Annotated in this window: 15 protein-coding genes; 10 read left to right on the top strand and 5 right to left on the bottom strand. The window is 70.1% G+C overall.

Annotated features, from left to right (window positions below):
- Positions 1 to 24: 24 nt before the first annotated feature.
- Positions 25 to 864 (bottom strand): LysR family transcriptional regulator, encoded by an 840-nt coding sequence (locus tag BLU81_RS15745; RefSeq protein WP_092545366.1) that lies wholly within the window; start codon positions 862 to 864, stop codon positions 25 to 27.
- Between the two features lie 95 nt (positions 865 to 959).
- Here BLU81_RS15745 and BLU81_RS15740 point away from each other — a divergent pair, with 95 nt between their 5' ends.
- Positions 960 to 1,685, top strand: coding sequence for an SDR family NAD(P)-dependent oxidoreductase (locus BLU81_RS15740; protein ID WP_092545365.1), 726 nt, complete (start codon positions 960 to 962; stop codon positions 1,683 to 1,685).
- A 15-nt stretch (positions 1,686 to 1,700) separates the two neighbouring features.
- On the opposite strand, the gene BLU81_RS15735 is transcribed toward BLU81_RS15740, so the two are convergent.
- Positions 1,701 to 4,676 (bottom strand): WD40 repeat domain-containing serine/threonine protein kinase, encoded by a 2,976-nt coding sequence (locus BLU81_RS15735; RefSeq protein ID WP_157751605.1) that lies wholly within the window; start codon positions 4,674 to 4,676, stop codon positions 1,701 to 1,703.
- 68 nt (positions 4,677 to 4,744) lie between these two features.
- Here BLU81_RS15735 and BLU81_RS15730 point away from each other — a divergent pair, with 68 nt between their 5' ends.
- Together BLU81_RS15730 and BLU81_RS48310 are read left to right on the top strand one after the other, a co-directional pair.
- On the top strand, positions 4,745 to 5,179 hold the full coding sequence (locus BLU81_RS15730) for an NUDIX domain-containing protein (RefSeq protein ID WP_092545364.1): 435 nt from the start codon (positions 4,745 to 4,747) through the stop codon (positions 5,177 to 5,179).
- Positions 5,180 to 5,302: 123 nt separating this feature from the next.
- Complete coding sequence (locus tag BLU81_RS48310; RefSeq protein WP_157751604.1) at positions 5,303 to 5,440, top strand: hypothetical protein; 138 nt, start codon at positions 5,303 to 5,305, stop codon at positions 5,438 to 5,440.
- A gap of 282 nt (positions 5,441 to 5,722) precedes the next feature.
- Here the strand turns inward: BLU81_RS48310 and BLU81_RS15725 are convergent, their stop codons facing one another.
- The gene (locus BLU81_RS15725) at positions 5,723 to 6,991 is read right to left on the bottom strand and encodes an MFS transporter (RefSeq protein ID WP_092545363.1); all 1,269 of its coding nucleotides are present in this window, start codon (positions 6,989 to 6,991) and stop codon (positions 5,723 to 5,725) included.
- An 83-nt stretch (positions 6,992 to 7,074) separates the two neighbouring features.
- On the opposite strand from BLU81_RS15725, the gene BLU81_RS15720 reads away from it, so the two are divergent.
- The 5 genes from BLU81_RS15720 (at position 7,075) to BLU81_RS15700 (ending at position 12,565) form a co-directional block, all read left to right on the top strand.
- Positions 7,075 to 8,061, top strand: coding sequence for a LysR family transcriptional regulator (locus BLU81_RS15720; RefSeq protein ID WP_092545362.1), 987 nt, complete (start codon positions 7,075 to 7,077; stop codon positions 8,059 to 8,061).
- Entirely contained in the window at positions 8,048 to 8,908 is an 861-nt protein-coding gene (locus BLU81_RS15715; RefSeq protein ID WP_231954571.1) for a serine hydrolase, read from the top strand. Before BLU81_RS15720 ends, BLU81_RS15715 begins: the two co-directional genes overlap by 14 nt.
- 126 nt (positions 8,909 to 9,034) lie before the next feature.
- Positions 9,035 to 9,751, top strand: coding sequence for a hypothetical protein (locus tag BLU81_RS15710; protein WP_092545360.1), 717 nt, complete (start codon positions 9,035 to 9,037; stop codon positions 9,749 to 9,751).
- 208 nt (positions 9,752 to 9,959) lie between these two features.
- On the top strand, positions 9,960 to 11,267 hold the full coding sequence (locus BLU81_RS15705) for a radical SAM protein (RefSeq protein WP_092545359.1): 1,308 nt from the start codon (positions 9,960 to 9,962) through the stop codon (positions 11,265 to 11,267).
- Positions 11,264 to 12,565 (top strand): M20/M25/M40 family metallo-hydrolase, encoded by a 1,302-nt coding sequence (locus BLU81_RS15700; RefSeq protein ID WP_092545358.1) that lies wholly within the window; start codon positions 11,264 to 11,266, stop codon positions 12,563 to 12,565. Before BLU81_RS15705 ends, BLU81_RS15700 begins: the two co-directional genes overlap by 4 nt.
- On the opposite strand, the gene BLU81_RS15695 is transcribed toward BLU81_RS15700, so the two are convergent.
- The gene (locus BLU81_RS15695; RefSeq protein WP_231954570.1) at positions 12,562 to 13,158 is read right to left on the bottom strand and encodes a helix-turn-helix domain-containing protein; all 597 of its coding nucleotides are present in this window, start codon (positions 13,156 to 13,158) and stop codon (positions 12,562 to 12,564) included. The two genes, BLU81_RS15700 and BLU81_RS15695, sit on opposite strands and share 4 nt — an antisense overlap.
- Before the next feature lie 115 nt (positions 13,159 to 13,273).
- Between BLU81_RS15695 and BLU81_RS15690 the strand changes: the two genes are divergently transcribed.
- A complete protein-coding gene (locus BLU81_RS15690) occupies positions 13,274 to 14,275 on the top strand; it encodes an NAD(P)/FAD-dependent oxidoreductase (protein WP_092545356.1) in 1,002 nt (333 codons plus the stop codon).
- A gap of 181 nt (positions 14,276 to 14,456) precedes the next feature.
- On the opposite strand, the gene BLU81_RS15685 is transcribed toward BLU81_RS15690, so the two are convergent.
- A complete protein-coding gene (locus BLU81_RS15685; RefSeq protein WP_092545355.1) occupies positions 14,457 to 14,933 on the bottom strand; it encodes a DinB family protein in 477 nt (158 codons plus the stop codon).
- 78 nt (positions 14,934 to 15,011) lie between these two features.
- Between BLU81_RS15685 and BLU81_RS15680 the strand changes: the two genes are divergently transcribed.
- Positions 15,012 to 15,884: a hypothetical protein gene (locus tag BLU81_RS15680; RefSeq protein ID WP_092545354.1), complete on the top strand. Its 873-nt coding sequence runs from the start codon at positions 15,012 to 15,014 to the stop codon at positions 15,882 to 15,884.
- Positions 15,885 to 15,917 lie beyond the last annotated feature (33 nt).

Here is a 15,917-nt window from a genome sequence, read left to right as displayed (position 1 = left end):
TAGTGATAGATCAGCAACCATCTGCTAAAGACGCGTGGCGGTGCGCACGAGGGTAGCCAACGCCCGGGAGCGACTGTGCGGCGGCCAGGCGATCACCGTCGTGACCTTCGGTGCGTCCGACACGGGCACCGCGGCCAGTCCGGTGATCAGGGAGCGGACCGTCTCGGGCAGGATCACCGCGGTCCGGCCCAGCGCCACCAGTTGCAGCAGCTGGGCGTGGTCGCGGATCTCCGGTCCCGGCCCGTCCGGGTAACCGCCCTCGGCGAGCGGCCACCGGGCCGGTGGCAGTCCCGGGATGGTGAGCGCCTCGGCGATGGTCATCGACTCCCGGATGCTCAACGGGTGCCCGGCCGGCAGCATCACCGCCTGCCGCTCGGTGCTCATCTCCTCGGTGTCGAAACCGGCCACCGAGTCGAACGGCTGATGCAGCAACGCCACGTCGGCCCGCCCGTCCCGCAGCGCCGGCTCCTGCTCACCGATCCCGCACAGCATCACCTCGACCGGCACCGAACCCGGCTCGGCCGCGTAGGCGTCCAGCAGTTTCGCCAGCAGCTCACTGGACGCGCCGGCCTTCGACACCAGCACCAGACCGGCCGGTCCGTTCAACGACGCCCGCTGGGTACGCCGCTCGGCCGCCGCCATCGCGTCCAGTGCCGCCCGGCCCTCCCGCAACAGCACCGCACCGGCCCCGGTCAGGGCCACGGCCCGGCTGGTGCGCTCCAGCAGCAGCACCCCGAGCCGGTGTTCGAGGCGGCTGATCGCGCGGGACAGCGGCGGCTGGGCGATCCCCAGGCGCAGCGCGGCCCGGCCGAAATGCAGTTCCTCGGCGACCGCCACGAAGTAGCGCAACTCCCTGGTCTCCACATCCGCAACCGTAGCTCCGGATCCATACCTGACGGGTATCGGTTCGTGCCCAAGCGGTGTTGGTCCGTGGATCTGCCCCGGCCAGGATCGGTGCCATGAGCGACAACACGATTGCACTGGTCACCGGCGCCAACAAGGGCATCGGGTACGCCATCGCCACCGAACTCGGCGCCCTCGGCTGGACCGTCGGCATCGGCGCCCGCGACACCGAACGACGCGAGACCGCGGTCCGGGAACTGCGGGCCGCGGGCGTCGACGCGTTCGGCGTGCCCCTCGACGTCACCGACGACACCAGCGTCACCGCCGCGGCCGAACTTCTCCAGAACCGGTACGGGCGCCTCGACGTACTCGTCAACAACGCCGCCATCACCGGCGGCTGGGAACAGGCGCCCACCGAGACCGACCTGTCGATCGTGCGCACGGTCGTGGAGACCAACGTGCTCGGCGTCATGCGGGTCACCGACGCCCTGCTGCCACTGTTGCGCCGGTCGGCGTCCCCGCGCATCGTCAACATGTCCAGCACCGTCGGCTCGCTGACCCGGCAGAGCGTGCCGGACGCCGACACCGGCCCGCTGTCGATGGCCTACGCCCCGTCGAAGACGTTCCTGAACGCGATCACCGTCCAGTACGCGAAGGCCCTGCGCGACACCGGCATCCTGATCAACATGGCCTGCCCCGGTTTTGTGAAGACCGACCTGAACGGCCACCGCGGCCACCGGACCCCGGCCGAGGGCGCGGCGGCGGCCGTCACCCTGGCGACCCTGCCCGACGGCGGCCCGACCGGCGCCTTCTTCGACGACTCGGGCCCCATCGAGTGGTGAGGCCGGTGGACGGGATCAGCGGCAGGCCTGCTGGAAGGGCAACGTCGGCGTGTACGCCCGCCATTCGGGCTCGGTGAGACCGCCCTGCCGCAGGCACGCCTCGGACAGCGGGTCACGCAGGGTCATCTGCAGGGCACTGACGTCCCAGACCGTGGTGCCCCGCGGATCACCGACGGTGAGCAGCGGGCTGTCCGGGCTGAAACCGGCGGAGACCGCCCGGCCCGGCAGCACCGCGGCCTTCAGTGGGGCGGCACCGGGGGAGAGGTGCCACAGCCCGGTGCCGGAGTCGCCGGTCACGGCCATCATCGTCCGGTCGGCGGAGAGACTGACGGTGACCGACCCGCTGTCACTGCGGGGTACGGCGCTGACGGTCCCGCCGGTCCAGACGACGATGTCCCGCTGCCCGGCGACGATCGTGCCGCCGCGCGCTTCCAAGGTCTGGAATCCGCCCTGGGTCGCCAGCGTGGTGGCCCGGCGCGGCACGGCCGGGTCGATCATGGACCAGACGGTGAGCGACGATTCCGAACCACCGTTGTCCCCGGCGACCACCAGATCCCCGGTGACCTCGTCGAACGTGGCCGCCGCCACCCACGACGCCGGTATCTCGGCGAGCCGGACCGGTGCGGTGCCGGCCGCCAGCCGGAAGACCTGAATCCGGGACTGATCCGCGAAGACGGTGGCCAGGCCGCGTCCCGGGTCGGCGGCGATCACCCGTTCCAGCAGTTTGCGGGGCGCGTCTGCGGACAGGTCATAGACCGCACCGGTCGCGTACAACAGGTCACCGGCGAGGCGCGCCCGCACCATCCCGGTCACCGACAGTGGCGGGCGCGCCGGGACCGGCCGGTCCGGGTCCCGCAGATCCCAGAAGTCGATCCGTTCGGTGCCCGGCGACGCCACGGCCAGCACCCCACCGGCGACGGCCACTGTGCGAGCCGGATCGACCGGACCGTCGATCCGGCTCGCGAGCCGCGGTGCGAACGGTGCCACCCGCCACAGCGCCGCCGACCGGGCCGCACCCTGCCAGCCCGCGGTGAGCAGCCGGTTCCCGTCCGGGGTGAAGTCGATCGAGGAGATCCAGCCACCGTCGCGCCGCAACGTGCGCAACGCGAGCGGGACGGCCGGCTCGGCGAGACTCCACAGACCCACAGTCCGCTGGTCACCGCCGACCGCGAGGATCCCGCCGGTCCGGTCGAACGCCACCGAAGTGACGGTCCCGCTGTCCCCGGCGAACCGCGACAACAGCCGTGGCCGGGCCGGATCCCGCAGATCGTAGAGCCGCACCCCGTCACTGACCGTAGCTGCCGCGAGTAACGTCCCGTCCGGGCTGAACGCCAGGTTGAGCACTGCGTCCGCATCGGTGATGACGGAGAGTCGCCGCGGCTCGCCTTCGGCCGCCCACACGGTCAGCAGCTCACCCTCGGCCACTCCGGCGAGCAGCCGCCCGTCCGGGCTGAGCCGGGCCCCGCCCCGAGTCGCGGTCCCGGCCGCCGCGGACCACACCGACCGTGGTCGTTTCCGGTCACGGACATCCCACAGTTCGATCCGGTCCGAGACCGTCAACAGCCGCCGCCGGTCGGCACTGAACTGCACTCCGTCCCACGCCTGCCCGGTCAGCTCGGCCAGCGGATAGGCCCCGAACGTGTCCCACAGCTGCAGCCGGGCCCCGGCCGTCGCGACGGTCCGGCCGTCCGGGCTGAACGACAGATCGACCGTCTCCCCGTCCACCCCGAGGGCACCCACCCGTTCGAATCGGCCGCCGTCCATCGACCACAGGGCGACGTCACCGGCACCGGCCGTCGCCACCATCCGGCCGTCCGGCCGGAACTCGGCGGCGTAGACCGCCTCGTCCGGGCTCAACTCACCGTCATAACCGGTGGCCAGCGCGGTGTCGATGGCGGCCCGGCTGCGTGCCGACGGGCTGATCCGCTCGGCACTCACCGCCAGCCGCAACGCCAGACCCGGATCACCGTCCAGCACCCGCGCCGACCGGTCGAGAAGGTCCCGCTGGGCCAGTGCCCGGTCCTGCCGGGCCACCGTGTCACCGGCCCGGTCCAGCGCGACCATCGCCCCCGCCAGCAGCCCCAGCACCAGCACACCGGCCACCGCCCAGGCGGCCCGGCGCCGCGGCCGGCTGCTGGCCTGCGCCGCCAGGGCGACCCGCCGCAGCTCCGGGCCCGGCCGCCCGGCCGACAGCAGGGCGTCCAGCAGTTCCGGCGCGGACGGGCGTTTCGCCGGATCCTTCTGCAGGGCGGCGGCGGCCAGCCGGCGCAACGGCTCCGGGACACCGTCCAGATCGGGCGCCCGGGTCAGGATCCGGCCGATCGTCGCGAGCGGGGAGTCACCGCCGAACGGGGTTCGCCCGGTCGCCGCGAACCCGACCAGCACCCCCCACGCGAACACGTCCGCGGGCGGCCCCACCCGGCCCCGGTCGCCGGGATCCAGACATTCCGGCGCCAGGTAGCCGATGGTGCCGATCACCTGATCAGGACCGGTCAACTCGGCACTCAGGTCGACACCACGGGCGATCCCGAAGTCGATCACCTTGGGTAGGCCGACGGCCAGCAGCACGTTCGCCGGTTTCAGGTCACGGTGCACCACACCCGCACCGTGGATGGCGACCAGGGCGGTGGCCACACCGACGGCCACCGCGTACGCCTCGGAAGGGTGCAGCGGCCCGCGCTCCTGTACCACCTCGGCGAGGCTCGGCCCGTCGACGTACTCGACGATCAGGTACGGCGGATCATGTTCCAGATCGTCGTGCAGCACCGCGGCCGTGCAGAACGGCGGAACCTGGCGGGCCCGTTTCACCTCACTGCGGAACCGGGCCAGAAACGTGGGATCGGTCTGCCGGACCACTTTGATCGCGACCTGCCGCCCGTCCGGCCCTTCAGCCAGGTAGACGGTGCCCATGCCACCACTGCCGAGCCGCCCGACCACGGCATGCGCACCGAGCCGTTCCGGATCGCCGGCCAGCAACGGGGTGACGGGCACGCTCGCACCTCCCCGGCCAGTCTGGCGCAGCACGCGCTTTTGTCATACCCCTGTGCTGGAATGCCCATATGTCACATCCGGTCGACGTGCTGCTCATCCTCGCTGACGGTGATCAGGTGCTGCTCGGGCTGCGGTCCGGCACCGGTTTCGCCGACGGCCAGTGGAACCTGCCGAGTGGAAAACTGGAGCCGGGAGAGGACGTCGTCTCGGCCGTGCGCCGGGAGACCCTGGAGGAGATCGGGGTGCGCCTCGGCCCGTCCGAGCCCCGCCTGGTCACCACCATCCACCATCGGACGCCGTCCGGACATACCCGGATCGGGTTGACGTTCGCCGTTCCGTTCGCCCCGGCACGGCACGGCACCCCGTTCAACGCAGAACCCCACAAATGCGCCGAGATAGCCTGGTTCCCCTGGGATGACCTGCCACCCACGACCTACCCCTCGTCCGCGGCGTCGGTCGCTGCCTGGCGGTCCGGTGAGCCGTTACGGCTGAGCGGCTTCTGAAGACCTTTTCCTGGTACGAGTCCGCAGAGCCCCGTGGCGTCCGCGCGAGCCCGGCGGTGCTCCGGACCGAAACGCGACCGCCGGGCCGAATGCGGCCCTCCGGGGAGAGTCAGGTGGCCGGACATGGGAATGAGCCTGATCGGCCGACGACTCACGGCCGGGCAGTGGCAGGCGGTGCTGGCCGAACCGGCGACGGCGTGGGACGTCCTGCTCGGGCCGGGCCCGGCCCGGCCCGTCCCGAACTCGACGGCCACCCCGTGACCACGGCCGAGGGGCGCCGGGCGATGCTGGTCCACCACGTGACCGCAGCCGGGCATGACGTCTGGCGAATTCCACGTTCATCGGGTCGTGGGGCGCTCCGAGGGCGCGCGAGTGCTCCCGGGCGAATCGGTGCTGACCGCAACCGGTCGCCCATATCTGGACGACCGGGCGACACTACGGCAGATGGTGGAAGAATACGGCCGACGACTGGTCTGACGGCGGTTTATCGCCGGGTCAGATCGGTGGCCTGTCGATGGGCCGGGCCAGCGGTTCTGCGGGGCCTCAGCCGCCCGTGGGGTGGGTCAGCGGTCTGCTGCGGGGCGGCCCTGAGCCAGCGGCGGGGCTGGCCGGCGGTCGGACGGTATTCGGCCGGTGGGCCAGGACGGCGACCGCGGCCAGCATCAGCAGCAGGGCTGCGGCGAACCAGGTCATCACCGTGATCACGCCGGTGAACAGCGTGGCCACGCCGATCGACAAGGCTGATGCCGCGAGTGCCACGTAGGCGATCAGGAAGAGTCCGGCCAGGGCGGCGCCTCGTTCGGCGGGGGCGGCCAGTGCGGCGACCGTACCGATGGAGGCCTTGAAAAGAATGCCGGCGCCGATGCCGGCCAGCAGACCGCCGGTGAGGAAGACCGGGAGGCTGGTCAGGTGCATGCCGGTGACCAGGGTCAGTACGCCGGTCGCCTGGAAGGCCAGGCCCGGGGTGGTCCTGGTGCGGGCCGGCAGCCCGGTGGTCAGGGTCTGCGCCACGGCGGAACCGCCGAACACCGCGAAGACGATCACGCCGGCCAGCAGCCGGGACGGGTGGTGCAGGGTGCCGGCGACGAACCCGGGGGCGACCGAGGTGAAGAAGCCGAAGACCGAGAAGGCGGCGAACGCGCCGGTCGCGGCGGCCAGGTAGGCCGGGCCGGGGGTGGTGGTGATCCGCTGCGGTCGGTATCGGTAGGCGTTGTCCGGCCGGACCGTCTCCGGGGCGATCAGCACGGCGCCGATGGCGACCAGGAGCAGGACCAGGAATACCAGGTACGGCGTACGCAAGGGGGCTCCGAAGAACTCCGCCAGGAAACCCGCGACCAGGGTGCCCAGCCCGAGCCCGCCGATGTTGGCCGCCGTGGACACGATCTCGAACCGGGTGCCGGGCGCGCCGGGCCGGTGGGCGGCGTGCAGTTCGTGCAGGTGGGCGGTGGCCGTAGCGGTGATCATGCCGACGCCGAGGCCGGTGATGAGCCGGGCCGCGATCAGCACCGGCAGTGACGTTCCGGTCAGGAACAGTGCCGCGGCGACGACCTCCAGGGCCAGTGCCGGGACCAGTACGCGTTTGCGGCCGAGCCGGTCGGAGACGTGCCCGGCCAGGACCAGGCTGACCACCACCCCGACGGCGTAGGCGGCGAAGACGATCGTGACGGTGAACGTGGTGAACCCGTAGAGCGGGAACAGCGGCGCGGGCACCGTCGAGAACGCCATCGCGATCAGGAACGCCGTCGCGACCGACCAGAACCCGGTGCTCGTTCGTGCTGCCGGGCGGACGCGTTCTTCCAGAAGTAGTGCCATACCGGGGACTCTGCGCCGATCCGAGCATCATCGCCAACGAAAGTTTCCGCTCGAACCGATCGCGATCGTTGATACTCGGGAGTGTGGAACTGCGCCAGCTCGAGTATTTCGTCGCCGTCGCCGAGGAACTGCACTTCAGCCGGGCGGCCACCCGCCTGCATGTGGTCCAGTCCGCGGTCTCCGCCGCGATCAAGACCCTGGAACGCGAGTTCGGCACCCCGCTGCTGGACCGCAACGCCAAACGGGTCCGGCTCACCGACGCCGGGGAGGCCCTGTTGCCGCGGGCCCGGATCGCCCTGGACGCGGCCCGCGACGCCCGGGACGCGGTCGCCGAGGTCACCGGCGGCCTGCGCGGAACCCTGCGGATCGGGACGCTCACCTCGATCCGGATCATCGACCTGCCGGCGTTGCTCGGCGAGTTCCACCGCCGCCATCCGGGGGTGATCCTGCAGACCGCGGTGTCACCGACCGGCTCCGGCGGGCTCGTCGACATGCTCGTCGGGCACCGGCTCGACGTGGCGTTCGTCTCGGTTCCCGGGCCCCGGCCGGCCGGGTTGCGGCTCACCGAACTGGCCACGTCGGTGATGGACCTGACGGTCCCGATCGGGCATCCGCTGGCCGGACTGCCGTCGATCTCGATCGAGGCGCTCGGTGGGCTGGACTTCATCGACCTGCCGGTCGGTTTCGGCAACCGGGACGTAGCGGACCGAGCGTTCACCGCGGCGAGTGTGCGACGGCACGTGACGATCGAGCTGACCGATATCGGAACGAGCGTGGATTACGTACGCAATGGGCTCGGTGTTGCTCTTCTCCCGCGTTTTCTGCTCGACGGTCTTTCCGGGATCGTGTCGATTCCGGTCACCGGCGCGGATCTGCGGTGGCCGCTCTCGCTGGCGGTGCCGGACGACCGGCCGCCGAGTGCCGCCGCCCGCGCGCTGATCGCTCTGACCGGGGATTTCATGACTAGAGTGGGCGGTCATGAGGTTCTTACGGGTGGCGATTCTGGCGGGGACGGTGGCGGTCAGCCTGGCTGGCGGGGGTCTGATCGTGGCCCGGGTGAGCAGCGGTGACTCCTATCCGGCCACCGCCACTTTCGTGTTGCGGCCGGTGTCGTCGATCTCCGCGTCCCATTCCGCGTCCGTTCTCGCCGCCCCGCTGGGCCCCACCGCGGCGGAACTCGCCGTTCTCGACCGGGCCGCTCAGGTGAAAGCACTGAACGCGGCGCTGAAGAAACTCGCCGGGAAGACGCCTGATTTCTCGGTCGGGGTCTTCGATCGCAGAACCGGTCAGCGGTACGTCTATCGGGGCTCGGTCAAATTCGACACCGCCAGCATCGTCAAGACCCAGATCCTCGCCTGCATGCTGCTGAAAGCCCAGGACGCCGGCCGTGGCCCGACCACCGCCGAGATGAAACTGGCCCGGCCGATGATCCGGCTCAGCGACAACAACGCGACCACGACGCTCTATCAGAGGATCGGTGGCAAGAGCGCGGTCACCAGATGCAACAAGCGGCTCGGCCTGACACAAACCGTCGTCAACACCCGGTGGGGTCTGACACGGACCACCGCGTCCGATCAGATCCGGCTCCTCGAGGAACTCGTCGACACCAAGGGGCCGTTGAAGGCGTCCTCCCGCAAGACCGCCTTCACCCTGATGAACACCGTGTCGAAAGCCCAGGACTGGGGGGTTCCGGCGGTCGTCAAGAAGGGTGAGATCTTCACGGTCAAGAACGGCTGGGACACGCGTTCCGCCGACGGCGGTCTGTGGGCGGTCAACTCGATCGGCCGGGTCACCACGAAGAACGGCAAGGTCGACGTCTCGGTGGCCGTCCTGTCGCACAACAACAAGTCGATGAAAGCCGGCATCACCCTGGTCGAGAAGATCGCCAAACTGACCCGGCAGCACCTGAAGTACTGACCGATCCCGGACGGGCGACGGGGTCGACCGGGACGCCTGGGCCCAGGCATAGTCGAGGAGATCGGGACGCTCCTAGCCGGGCCCCGACTTTTCGCGGATGCAACGGCTTCGATCGGGGGACCGCCGATGCGCCTGGCCGGTTTCGTCTCGTGGGCGGCTTTCTCGCTCGTGGTGAGCTATCTGTTCTTCGTCGCGGACGCCGGTTTCCGGCGGCTCGGGGAGCAGTACCCGGGACAGCGGTCCGGCGGGCTGCTCCTGCTCCTGGTGCTGCCCCTGCTGATCTATCTGGCCAACCGGGTCGCGGCCGCGCACTCCCTGCGGCGGCACGTGACCCGGTCGGGCTGGGCCAGCGCCGATCCGGGCGGACGGGAATGGCCGTGGGCCGCGATGACGGCGGGCGGGACCGTCCAGATCGGGCAGACCTGGGAGTTCGAGACGGATGGGCTTCCGGTCACGGCCGGGGAGATCCGCTGGCGGGGCGGCGCGCTGCACGGCGCGGTCAGCCGGCCGGAGGGCAAGGGGATCTTCGTGGTGCTGCGGCTGCCACGGGCGGCACCGTCGATGGCACTGCACATGCCGTACGAGTTCGTCGGTGACGCGCCGGTGCTCACCCGGCCCGCGTTGCGGGAGGCCTATCTCGGGCAGCGGATCCCACCGTGGACGGTGCGCGACCGGGAACTGTTCACCGTGACCGGCGAGCGCCGCCCGATCCGCCCGGCGATGGTGCAGGACGCGGTCCGCCGCACCCTACTGGTCGCCGGACTACTCGAACTGGTTCCCGGCGGCCTGGTCCCTGACGGCTTGGTCGCCGGCGAGAGCGGAGCCGGAGACGGCGGCGGGTAGCCGGTGAGTGGGGATCGCCGCCCGGCGGTCGCGGGGTGACCTGGAGTTCGCCCTGCTCGCGGGGACGAAACGGGAGGTCTCGCTGCGGTCGGGGAGCGGTGGGGCGTACTAAAGTAGGCGGTTGACCTGGGGTTTGGTGACGATCGACACGGGAGCCTCGGTCCGGAGCTGCAGACCCTGGCGTGCTACGTTCCGTAGGGGAGGACGCATGCAAAGGCGCACGGATCTCATCGAAGATCTGATGGGACGATTCCCGCATATCCCGCGTGAAGCGGTGATCAAGGAAGACCTGCTGCGGGGCGGGCTGGCGTTCGATGATTCGGCGCTCACCGACAACGAGAACGGTGACGTGAAGCCGAAGTCTTACTTCATCTTCTCGTTCGACCACCGCACTCTTCCGGAGCTGGGTGAGGCGGCGCTCCGTCGTCCGCCGGAGGAGATCGTGCTCACCGGCGGGCCTTACGACCTGCGACGGACCGTGGTGTCCGTGCGGATCAACCCGTCGTCACCTTACGTGGTGAAGCCGACCGAGGACGGGAAGCTGATGCTTCACCTCGACGATCGCCCGATCGCGGACGTGGGTCTGCCGCCGATGCCGGATTACTACCGGCACAAGCTCGACAACGGCAAGTCGGTGATGGAGGTCGCGCCCACCATTCAGTGGGGATATCTCATTTATCTCACCGCTTTCCGGGTCTGCCAGTATTTCGGCGCCAAAGAGGAATGCCAGTTCTGCGACATCAACCACAACTGGCGTCAGCACAAGGCGGCCAAGCGTCCTTACACGGGCGTGAAGCCGGTCGACGAGGTGCTCGAAGCGCTCGAGATCATCGACAAGTACGACACCGCCAAGACCTCGCAGGCCTACACCCTCACCGGTGGCAGCATCACCAGCAAGGTCGACGGGCTGGCCGAGGCCGACTTCTACGGGCGGTACGCACAGGCGATCGAGGAGCGGTTCCCCGGCCGGTGGATCGGCAAGGTCGTCGCCCAGGCACTTCCGAAAGAGGACGTGCAGCGGTTCTACGACTACGGCATCCGCATCTACCACCCGAACTTCGAGGTGTGGGACAAACGGCTGTTCGAACTGCACTGCCCCGGTAAGGAACGCTACGTCGGCCGCGCCGAATGGCACCGCCGCATTCTCGAATCGGCCGAGGTGTTCGGGCCGCGTAACGTGATCCCGAACTTCGTGGCCGGTATCGAGATGGCCGAGCCGTTCGGTTTCCGCACCGTCGACGCGGCGATCGAGTCGACCACCGAGGGCCTGCAGTACTTCATGTCGCGGGGCATTCTGCCGCGGTTCACGACCTGGTGCCCGGAGCCGACCACGCCCTTGGGCAAGACCAATCCGGAGGGCGCTCCGCTGGAGTACCACATCCGGCTGCTTGAGGCGTATCGCGCGACGATGGAGGCCAACAACCTCAAGACGCCGCCCGGTTACGGCCTGCCCGGCCCCGGTAACGCGGTGTTCTCGGTCAGTTCCTTCATGGACACGCTGCCGGCCGCTGAGTGACATCACTGGAGGCGTTCCGCGAGCTGTTGCGTATTCCGACGGTTTCGTCGCGGGACGCCTCTGAGTGGGATCATGCCGCCTTCGACGCCTTTCACGACGCGTTGAGGCGGCATTTCCCGTTGCTGCACGCTTTGGAACTGACGCGGATCGGCAGTCATGGGCTGTTGTTCCGCTGGCCGGGTTCCGCCGCGGAGAAACCCGTCGTGCTGATGGCTCACATCGACGTCGTGCCCGTCGACGGCGAATGGAGGCATCCGCCCTTCGGCGCGGTGGTCGAGGACGGTGTGATCTGGGGGCGGGGCACCCTCGACTGCAAAGGCAGCCTCACCGCGATCTGCCAGGCCGTCGAGGGCCTGCTCGCCGACGGTTTCACCCCGGCTCAGGACGTGTGGCTGTCGTTCGGCTGCGACGAGGAGGTCACCGGGGAAGCGGCCCGGCTCGCCGTCGAGGAACTACAGAAGCGTGACGTCACCCCGTGGTTCGTGCTCGACGAGGGCGGGGCGGTCGCCTACGACGCGTTCCCCGGCGTGCCGAAACCGATGGCGGTCATCGGCGTCACCGAGAAAGGCGTCACGTCCCTCGAACTGCGTGTCGACGGCAGCGGCGGGCACGCCTCCACCCCGGCGCCACTCGGGCCGACCGCGCGGCTGGCCCGGGCCATCACCCGCCTGGACAGGACCCCGATGCGGGCCTCGGCCCCGGACGCGACCGTCGAACTCCTCCGGCGGGCGGCACCCCACGCCGAACCCCCGATCCGGTACGCGCTGAGCGTCGGCGTCCGCAACCGGGCCCTGCTCACGCGCCTGCTGCTGGCGGCCGGCCCGGAAGCGGCGGCGATGGTGCGGACCACGTTCGCGGTGACCACCCTCAGCGGCTCACCGGCCCTGAACGTGATCGCCAGCACCGCCACCGCCGGAGTCAACGTCCGCATCCTGGTCGGGGACAGCGTCGACGGGGTGATCCGGCACGTCCGGCGAGTGATCAAGGATCCACAGGTGCAGATCCGGGTGCTCAGCACGACCGAGCCGTCGCCGTCGTCCCCGCTGGACGACGCTTTCGCCCTGCTGGCCACGGTCACGGAGGAGCAATTCCCCGAGGCGGTGACCTCACCGTACGTGATGATGGCCGCCACCGACGCCCGGCACTTCACCCGGATCTGTGAACGGGTCTACCGTTTCACGCCGTTCGAGATGACGAAAACGCAGCGCGAGTCGATCCACGCCAACGACGAGAACATCACGATCGCGGCGTACGAGAAAGGTGTCGCCTGGTACGGGGCGCTCATCGCACGGCTTTAAGACGTGCTCGCACGGGTGGCGGTTTTGGGTCGCGCTCGCACGTGCATGCGTTCGCCCTGGCGCCCGAAAATGCTGAGGATCTCGACCGGGTGTTCGCCGGTGCTGCCGAACCAGTGCGGCAACCGGGTGTCGAACTCGACCGCCTCGCCGGGGCCGATCACGAAGTCGTGCTCACCCAGCGCCAGCCGTAACCGCCCGGACAGCACGTAGAGCCACTCGTACCCCTCGTGGGTCCGCTGGTCCGGTTCGCTCTGATCAGCCGGGATGATCATCTTCCAGGCCTGCAGCGACCCGGCATGCGGTGTCAGCGGCAGCACGATCCGCCCGTTCGCCCGCTGCGGAACCAGCCGGACCCGCGGATCACCACCCTGTGGCGCCCCGATCAGCTCGTCGATCGGAACCCGGTGCGCCAGGGCGATCGGCAGCAACAACTCCAGGCTGGGTTTACGCTGACCGCTCTCCAGCCGGGACAGGGTGCTCTTGGAGATACCGGTCATCTCGGCGAGCGCGGTCAGGGTCACGTTGCGCTGGGCGCGCAGCCGCTTCAGCCGGGGCCCGACCTCGGCGAGTGTCGCTGCGATCGCTGGTTCCACCTGGTCATCACACTCCGCGCGGCCCGTCGGCGGCAACTTTTGTTGCCGAAACCGGGATTCCCGGAAACGGCAAGGAACCTCGCCGAACCGCCCGCAGGCACGGAATCTGGTCCGCATGAACGAATACGACGTCATCGTGATCGGCGGCGGCCCCGCCGGCCTGAGCGCGGCCCTCATCCTGGCCCGCGCGCTGCGCCGGGTGGCGGTCATCGACGACGGTGCCCCGCACGACCCCCACCCGACGGGTTTCCCGGCCACGGCCCGGTCCGAGGTCACCGCTTACGGGGCCCACCTCGTTCCCGGCACCGTCACCTCAGTCGTCCCGGCCTTTCCCGTCCCGGCCTCTGCCGTCCCGTCCGTTCCTCCTATGGTCCGCCCTGGCCGGGCGGGGGATGCGGCGAGTGCCCGGGACGCCGGTTTCCTGGTGCGGCTCAGGTCCGGGGAGGTGTTCTTCGCCCGGCGCGTGCTCGTGGCCACCGGCCCGCAGGCCGTGATCCCGGAAATCCCGGGCTTCGCCGATCGCTGGGGCCGGGACGTGCTGCATTGCCCGTACCGCCAGGGCTTCGAGGTCCGCGATCGCCCCCTCGGTGTCCTCGGCGGCAGTCCCGAAGCCGTCCAGTACGCGCTGCTGATCCGGCAATGGTCGGCCGACATCGCCTACTTCGCCCACACCCAGTCCCTCACCGGCACCGACCGGCAGCGCCTCACCGCCCGGAGCGTCCGCATCGTCGAAGGCACGGTGACGGGCCTGGTCGTGGTCGACGACCGGCTGGCCGGCATCACCCTGGACCGGGCCAGCGTGGTGGCCCCGCACGCCCTGTTCGTCGCCCCCGGCCCGGCCCCGGCCGGTCACGTCGGCCCCGGCCCGGCCCCGGCCGACCAGCTGCTCACCGCTCTCGGCGCGGCGGTGACCGACACACTCACCGGCCGCACCAGCGTTCCCGGCGTGTGGGCCGTCGTCGCCGCCCACGCCCAGATGATCACCGCCGCCGGTGCCGGCTCAATCGCCGCCGTAGACCTCCATGCCGATCTCGTCGAGGAAGACGTCCGAGCGGCACTCCCGTTCTCGGCGGCCCAGGAACGCCAGGTGGCCAAATCTCGCGCCACCATCCACTGACCCGGCCCGCGACCCGGTCGCTGCCCTTGACCCGGCGCGCGACCCGGTCGCTGCCCTTGACTCGGCGCGCGACCCGGTCGCTGCCCGCGACCCGTGCCGAGCCGAAACCTCCAGAAGCCCAGCAAACAGGAGCGATCTCCATGCCGGATAGATCGACCCGTCGACCCGCCGGATGCTCAGGTCAGCGCGGGCCCAGGCCGGTGCGCCCGTCGATCAGCTCGCGAGCCGCGTCCAGATGCCCGGCGTGCCGGGCCGTCTCCTCGATCATGTGCAGGATGATCCAACGTAGGTCGGTGGCCGGCTCGTGTCTTCCGGCCGGTACCGAGTCCAGCGATGTCCTCGTGATCAGCTCGTCGGCGAGGGCGCATTGCTCCCGGTAGAAGCTGATCACCACCGTGGTCGGCCGTGGCGTGGTCAGGGGCGGGCAGTCACCTTCCGGCCAGGGCATGGGGACAGCCGCTCCGGTCAGCACCGTCTGGAACCAGTGCCGCTCCGCATGCCCGAGGTGCTCGACCAGCCCGAGCGGCGTCCACCCGGACGGCAGCGCGGCCGATCGGAGCCCTTCCTCACTCAAGCCGTCGATGATCGCTAGCACGCTGGCCCGTTGGTAGCCCAGGAACTCGTGCAGCACAGCCTTGTCCGCGTCGATCCCCGTCATGCCCCGCACGCTAACAGGACCCTACGACAGTTTTCGGGCCACGGATGGTGCCCAGGTCGGGGAGGTAATCTTCCCGGCGTGAGAAGTCGTCGGTTCGCTCTGGTCCGGGCGGACCTCGAAGGGTCTGTGTGCCCGCTGCCCGAGGATCTCGTCGAGAGTCTGCGGCAGCGCGAGTCGGTCACGGTCGTGTTCGATCACAAGCTCTTCGGGGTCACGCCGCTGCAGGAGTCGTTCGAGTCAGCAGCCGTGCAGGACCCCGGCTGGCGGCTCGCCGACGTGCCCTGGCCCGTCGACCTGCGGCCGGGCGCACTGGTCAGCGTGGTCTGGAAATCGGCTGAGGATTACGTCCACGTGCGCACCACGGCTCTCGACGAGCCGATCCGGGTCGACGGTGTCGACTACTACCACGATTATGACCCGCGGGTGATCACGCGCGAGTTCGATCCCGGCCTGTCCAACCGTGGTCAGGTGCTGAGGGTGGTCCGGCAGCTGGGCCGGGTCTTCGACGACGGCAGTGCGGTGTTCCCCGAGGCCGAGTTGCCCGCGCACTGCGGCCTCGGCCGGGGCAAGAAGGGGACGTTCCTGCTGCGCAACGCGGTGGACCAGCTCCTCCGCGAAGGGTACGTGACCCGGGTTCCCGGCAGTACCGGCCCGGACGGTGCGCTGAACTATCCCGCGGTCGACGGCCAGGAAGCTCTGGACCTGCTGTTCTACGCGCCGCTGTTGGAGGAGGCCCCGCTGCCCGGCGAGTCCGGTGAGCCCGGAGACGGGGACGGCGCCGATCGCCGCGACCATTGGGTGAACGGGTTCGTCCGCCGCTTGCCCGCGGGTTCCAGCGCCTCGCGGAAACAGCTGAGCCTCCACCAGCAGGCCATGGAGAAGGAGCAGATAGACGGCTTCACCCTGGAGCCCGGCTACACGTTCGTGAAACGTCACCACCGCAACGGCTGAGAGCCCAGAGGACTCACAGGATGTCCGGGCACC

The sequence above is a fragment of the Actinoplanes derwentensis genome (genome assembly GCF_900104725.1).
GTDB lineage: Bacteria > Actinomycetota > Actinomycetes > Mycobacteriales > Micromonosporaceae > Actinoplanes > Actinoplanes derwentensis.
Note: the sequence above shows the minus strand (reverse complement) of the source record. Positions and strands in the feature narration are given on the sequence as shown.

What these genes read in the sequence shown, in the direction of transcription:
- BLU81_RS15740 (WP_092545365.1), top strand. Translation starts at nt 960, where the DNA reads ATGAGCGACAACACGATTGCACTGGTCACCGGCGCCAACAAGGGCATC.
- BLU81_RS15730 (WP_092545364.1), top strand. Translation starts at nt 4,745, where the DNA reads ATGTCACATCCGGTCGACGTGCTGCTCATCCTCGCTGACGGTGATCAG.
- BLU81_RS48310 (WP_157751604.1), top strand. Translation starts at nt 5,303, where the DNA reads ATGGGAATGAGCCTGATCGGCCGACGACTCACGGCCGGGCAGTGGCAG.
- BLU81_RS15725 (WP_092545363.1), bottom strand. Translation starts at nt 6,991, where the DNA reads ATGGCACTACTTCTGGAAGAACGCGTCCGCCCGGCAGCACGAACGAGC.
- BLU81_RS15710 (WP_092545360.1), top strand. Translation starts at nt 9,035, where the DNA reads ATGCGCCTGGCCGGTTTCGTCTCGTGGGCGGCTTTCTCGCTCGTGGTG.
- BLU81_RS15705 (WP_092545359.1), top strand. Translation starts at nt 9,960, where the DNA reads ATGCAAAGGCGCACGGATCTCATCGAAGATCTGATGGGACGATTCCCG.
- BLU81_RS15690 (WP_092545356.1), top strand. Translation starts at nt 13,274, where the DNA reads ATGAACGAATACGACGTCATCGTGATCGGCGGCGGCCCCGCCGGCCTG.
- BLU81_RS15685 (WP_092545355.1), bottom strand. Translation starts at nt 14,933, where the DNA reads ATGACGGGGATCGACGCGGACAAGGCTGTGCTGCACGAGTTCCTGGGC.